4 protein-coding genes are annotated in these 5,710 nt (G+C 64.8%); 3 read left to right on the top strand and 1 reads right to left on the bottom strand.

The genetic code is table 11. The annotated features are described in order from the left end of the window. Positions 1 to 540 (top strand): spore photoproduct lyase (locus VGL40_04245; protein HEY3314475.1); only part of this gene is annotated, 540 nt, incomplete at its 5' end. A 112-nt stretch (positions 541 to 652) separates the two neighbouring features. Here the strand turns inward: VGL40_04245 and VGL40_04240 are convergent. Beyond that, the gene (locus VGL40_04240; protein ID HEY3314474.1) at positions 653 to 2,941 is read right to left on the bottom strand and encodes a PBP1A family penicillin-binding protein; all 2,289 of its coding nucleotides are present in this window, start codon (positions 2,939 to 2,941) and stop codon (positions 653 to 655) included. A gap of 473 nt (positions 2,942 to 3,414) precedes the next feature. Between VGL40_04240 and tyrS the strand changes: the two genes are divergently transcribed. Both tyrS and yunB read left to right on the top strand, forming a co-directional pair. Next, entirely contained in the window at positions 3,415 to 4,680 is a 1,266-nt protein-coding gene (gene tyrS / locus VGL40_04235) for a tyrosine--tRNA ligase (protein HEY3314473.1), read from the top strand. A gap of 118 nt (positions 4,681 to 4,798) precedes the next feature. Further along, the gene (yunB, locus tag VGL40_04230) at positions 4,799 to 5,497 is read left to right on the top strand and encodes a sporulation protein YunB (GenBank protein HEY3314472.1); all 699 of its coding nucleotides are present in this window, start codon (positions 4,799 to 4,801) and stop codon (positions 5,495 to 5,497) included. Positions 5,498 to 5,710: the final 213 nt, after the last annotated feature.

The following is a 5,710-nucleotide window of genomic DNA, read 5'->3' as shown; positions in this document are numbered from 1 at the left end:
AAGGACGACGGGGTCGAACCACTCCTCGGGTTGGACCACAACGGCCACACGGAGATCCGCTTCAGCCTGAATACGCGGGCCGTCATCCGCCGCCACGAGCACCGCGTCCCCGGCCTTGAGGACAGGCTGGCCGCCGCGGCCAAGGTAGCGGCGGCGGGTTACCCCATGGGTTTCCTGATCGCCCCGATCTTCCTCGACGGCGACTGGCGCGCCGACTATTGGGCGCTCCTCGAGGAGACGGCCAGAGCGATGGGGCCTGCGACGGCCACGAGACCGACTTCGGGCCGCCGTCCCGGGACACCCCGCCTGACCTTCGAACTGATCGCCCATCGCTTCACCCCCAAGGCCAAGCGGACCATCCTGTCGATCTTCCCCGGGACCACCCTGGACCTTGACGAGACCAGGCGGCGGTGGAAGATGGGGCAGTTCGGCTACGGCAAGTATCTCTATCACCAGGAGGAGATGGCCGAACTCAAGGAGTTCTTCAGGGAACGCATCAGCCGGCTCTTCCCGGGAGCCGAGATCCTGTACACCGTCTGAAAATCCTTGGCCCCGTCTGAGGTTGGGATGGCCCTGCGAACCCGCCAATGACACGAAGAGCCCGGACCATCGCGGTCCGGGCTCTTGGTCGCTTGGAGTCTGTCGACGCCGCTCAGCGGTTGCCACTGGGCTGGTTGGGAGCCGGGGTGGTCCCCCCGCCATTCCCCCCGCCGGGGTTGACCCCGCCCGGCCCATGAAGATTGCAGAACTCCGTCGGGGCGGCCAGGGCGGCGTCTTCAGGGCCGGCTCCGGTGCCCTTGAACGGCATCCACTTGGGCCGCTTGAGCATGACTTTCTGGACGACGTCCTGGGGCGGGCAGTAGGGCGTGGCCAACTTCCCGTCGAGCCGGTCGATCTTGACCAGGACGTGGACGTCGCAGATCGTGGTCGGCTGGGTGCCGGGGAGGAAGGTCTCCTCATAGAGGTCTTCGGGCGGGCAGAAGGGACCGGGCAACTTGCCCGACTTGCGGCAGACGGTCAGCTTGACCAGGTCGGCCGGGGCTTGGAAGTCCTCGACCGGTTTCCCTTCGTGGAAGGCCAGCATCCCGGCCTTCCAGACCTGGGCCGGATAGGTCGAACCGTAGACGTTGTGCATCGCCTTGGGCTGGTCGTAGCCCATCCAGACGGCCCCGACCAGGTTCGGGGTGTAGCCGACGAACCAGGCGTCGACGAGGTCATTGGTGGTCCCGGTCTTGCCGCCGGCCGGTCGGCCGATGTCGGCCGGGCGACCCGTCCCGCGCTGGATGACTCCTTCCAGGATGTCGGTCATCATCCAAGCCGTCTCGGGTTTCAGGACGACCTGGGTCTTAGGTCTGTTCTCCTCGAGGACGTTGCCGCTCTTGTCGACCACCTTGAGGATGGAGATCGGCTCGGCCCGGACGCCGCCGTCGGCCAGGACGCCGTAGGCCGAGGCCATCTCCAGGGGGATGACCCCGTCGGTCACGCCGCCGAGGGCGAGGGCCAGGGTCACGTCGTTGAGGCGGCCGGAGTCGTGGAGGGTGGTGATGCCCATCCGCCGGGCGTTCTCGAGGCCGGTCTTGGGACCGATCTGCTCGAGCATCTTGACGGCGACGATGTTGACCGACTGCTCGACCGCTTGCCTGATGGTTATCAGGCCGCGGAAGCGGCCGTCGTAGTTCTGGACCCACCACGGGCTGCCGTCCGGCTGAGTGTAGACGATCGGCGAGTCATCGACGACATACGACGGTGGGAAGCCGGCGTCGATGGCCGACGTGTAGACGACCAGAGGCTTTATCGATGAACCGGGTTGCCTTTTCGAGGCCGTGGCGTGATTCAGGCCGAGCTGGCGATCGTAGACCCGGCCGCCGATGACCGCCTTGACGTAGCCGGTCTTCGGCTCGATGAAGGCGGCCGCCATGTCCGGCTGAGCTTGGCCACCTTCCTTGATCGGATAGTCCTTGTCCAGCATCTCCTGCATCCGCTGCTGGGCGGCAACCTGGGTCTTCAGGTTCAGGGTGGTATAGACCCGGAGCCCGCCGCGGTAGACCTTCTCCTCGCCCCACTTCTTCAGCAGTTGCTGGACGACGTAGTCGACGAACCAGTCGCCGGGGTAGGAGGTCGACTTCTTCTTGGCGATGGTCGGGGTCTCTTTCTTGGCCTTGGCCGCCTCGTCGGCGGAGATGTAACCGTACCCGACCATCTGATCGAGGATCCGGTCCCGCACGGTCGTCGCCGTCTTGAGGTTGGCCACCGGGTTGTAGTTCTCCGGTGACTTGACGATTCCGGCCAGCATGGCCGACTCGGCCAGGGTCAACTGGCCGACGTTCTTGCCGAAGTAATTCTGGGCCGCCGCCTGAACGCCGTAATTGCCGCGCCCGAAATTGATCTGGTTGAGGTACATTTCCAGGATCTCTTTTTTTGTATAGCGGCGCTCCAATTCGAGGGCGACGACGGCCTCCTGGACCTTGCGCTTGAGGGTCCGGTCCATCGTCAAGAAGGCGCTCCTGGCCAACTGCTGGGTGATGGTGCTGGCCCCTTCGATGACTCCGCCACCGGTGATGTTGACGTAGAGGGCCCGGGCGATGCCCCGCAGGTCGACCCCGTGGTGCTGGTAGAAGCGGTTGTCCTCGGCGGCGATGAAGGCCTCCTGGACGTTCATGGGGATGTCGCTCAGCTTGACCGGCATCCGGTTCTCGACCCCGTGGACCTGACCGATGAGCTGGTTCTGGTCATCGTAGACGAGGGTCGACGCGTCCGGGTTCGGCCCCATGTCGGCCAGGCTGGGAAGCCCTCTTAGACTCGTGGCCACAAAACCGATGCCCGAGGCGCCGATGAGGACGATCAGGACGACGGCGATGATGATCAGGGCCCGGAGGACGTTGGCCTTCTGACCGCCGCCGGACGAGGCGCGCGCTGGGCCGTCGGTCGGTGTCCTCTTCACTCTCTTGACGTGGCGCCCGGAGGTCTTCGATCCCGAGCGGGATTTCCTGATCCAGGTATCCAAGTCCGCGATCCCTTCCCCTCGACAGGTAGGTGAGTTGCCTATCGTGAATGGTCTGACTTTGCTGCGGTTGCCTTAGCTCCGACTTACGTAACATAATTCTATTCTAGGTCCGAAGGGCATCTCCTGCCTAGCGCCGTACCGCGAGGTGACCCTTCCCCCGGGTTCTGACCGTGTGATATAATAGCGCCAAACGATAACGGAGCCCAAGTAAGCCGGGAAAACGCCGTCCAGAGAGCCCGCGGTCGGTGCGAGCGGGCCGTTCGCGGACACCGCCGGGTTCAGACCCGGCCTTCTGGGCTGGCCCGTAATAAGGTTTCGCAAAGGCGGCGTCAACTAGGGTGGTACCACGAAAAGCCTTTCGTCCCTAAGACGGGATGAAAGGCTTGTTTGTTCCGAGGAGGGGACATGTGATGCCGAAGACGAAGCTTGAGGCCGAGGTCGAACGGCAGATGGCCGTGATCCGGCGCGGGGCGGCCGAGATCATCACCGAGGAAGACATCAAGAGCAGACTGCGCAAGGCTCTGGCCGAAGGGCGGCCGCTGCGGATCAAGTACGGGGCCGACCCGACCGCGCCCGACATCCACCTCGGCCACTCCGTCGTCATCCGCAAGATGCGCCAGTTCCAGGACCTCGGCCACGAGGTCTGGTTCATCATCGGCGACTTCACCGGGCGCATCGGCGACCCCAGCGGGCGATCGGATACGCGGCGCCAGATGACCGAGGACGAGGTCCGCAAGAACGCCAAGACCTACGAGACCCAGATTTACAAGCTCCTCGACCCGGCCCGGACGAAGCTCGTCTTCAACAGCCAGTGGTCCGAAAGACTGAACTTCGCCGACGTCATCCGGCTGGCCTCCAAGTACACGGTGGCCAGGATGCTCGAGCGGGATGACTTCGCCAAGCGCCTCCGGGAGGGGTTGCCGGTCAGCGTCCACGAACTGCTCTATCCGCTGGCCCAGGCCCACGACTCGGTGGCCATGCGGGCCGACGTCGAGCTTGGCGGGACCGATCAGACCTTCAACTTCGTCCTGACCCGCGACATCATGCGGGAGTATGGCCAGGAGCCGCAGGCCGTCCTAACCATGCCGCTGCTCGAGGGTCTCGACGGCGTCCACAAGATGTCCAAGAGCCTCGGCAACTACATCGGCATCGCTGAGCCGCCGGGGGAGATGTACGGCAAGACCATGTCCATCCCGGACAACCTCATCGCCAAGTACTTCGAACTGGTCACCGACGTCCCGCTGGAAGAGGTCCGGGCGATGACCGAGGCGATGGTCGAAGGGCAGATGAACCCGCGCGACGCCAAGATGCGCCTGGCCCGCGAGATAGTCTCCTTCTACCAGGGCCCCGAGGCGGCCGCCGCGGCCGAGGAGGAGTTCGTCCGGGTCTTCCGTCAGAAGGAAGTGCCGGAGGAGATGCCGGCCATCGTGGTCCGGCCGGGCGATTTCCCGTCCGGGCGGCTCGGTTTCGACGACCTGGCCCGTTTGGTCAGGGAGGCCGGTCTGGTGGCCAGCGCCGGCGAGTTCAGAAGGTTGGTCGAGGGAGGCGGGGTGAAGGTCGGGGAAGAACGGGTCGCGGGGCGCGAATTCGCCCTCGGGCTCCGCGGCGTCCCCCTCGAGGGGCTGGTCGTCCGGGTCGGCAAGCGCCGCTTCGCCCGGTTGACCGTGGCCCGCTGATTCGACAGGCACCGCCGCGCCGCCAATGGCCCCCAGGCACGAAAATGGCCCCCCGGCACCGAACGACCCCTCGCGCATAGGATAGAGGGCGTCACTTTGGTGCTCAGGGGGCTTCATCATGCGCCTCAGGAGGAGACGGGCCCGTCGGAAGGCGGGCCTTGCCGTTGTGGCCCTGCTGGTCGTCCTCTTGATCGCCTTCAGCCTCATCGAACGGGCCGTCGGGCCGATCCTCTACGCCTATGTCGAGGTCGAAGCCCAGCAGATGGTGGTCGGGCAGATCAGCCGAGCCGTCGCCGAACTGGCCGGCGACGTCCAGTATCGGGATCTCTACTACTTTGAACGAGACAGCGACAACCGGATTACCTTCATCCAACCGAACACCCCGGCCATCAACCGGCTGGCGGCTCAGGCCAACTTGAAGATCATCGAGTCGATGCGGACGATGGACGGCCACCGCGTCTACATCCCCATGGGGGCCCTGACCGGGTCGCGCCTGCTCGCCAACTACGGGCCTCGCCTGCCGGTCCGCGTGTCGCTGATCGGCCGGGTCCAGGTCGATATCGGCGACAAGTTCGAAGCGGCCGGGGTCAACCAGACCAGGCACGTCCTATACCTCGATACCAAGGCCGCCGTACGGATGACCATCCCCCTGTGGACCTCGGACATCAACGTGACGGCCTACAACCCCGTGGCTGAGGCGATCATTCCCGGGCAGGTCCCGGGCACCTACTTGAATCTGGTGGTGCCGGGCGGGTCGAGCTCGGGCACGGGCGGGACGTCGCCGTCCTCGGGCGCCTCGGGTAGCAAGGGGCCATGAAGATGCTCCGAACCAAACTTGACACCGAACCAAACTTGACTCTGTCAATGGACAGTGAATATGTCACCTGTATAAGCGCATAACGGGACTGAGAAAATGTCACCCTCAGCGTTTCCGCGACTGGTTTAGCGTTGGCTCATGAGTTTTTGCCAACCGGGGTTCTTCTGACGTAGATAGGCCTCCAAAGGATCGGGCTGTGGCGCTGGCCGGAAG

Source organism: Bacillota bacterium, assembly GCA_036504675.1.
Classification (GTDB): Bacteria; Bacillota; Sulfobacillia; order JAJYWN01; family JAJZPE01; genus DASXUT01.
The sequence above is the reverse complement of the archived record's forward strand: the minus strand, read 5'-3'. Positions and strand labels throughout refer to the sequence as shown.

Coding starts and splice junctions, on each gene's coding strand:
- tyrS (HEY3314473.1), top strand. CDS start 3,415: ATGCCGAAGACGAAGCTTGAGGCCGAGGTCGAACGGCAGATGGCCGTG.
- yunB (HEY3314472.1), top strand. CDS start 4,799: ATGCGCCTCAGGAGGAGACGGGCCCGTCGGAAGGCGGGCCTTGCCGTT.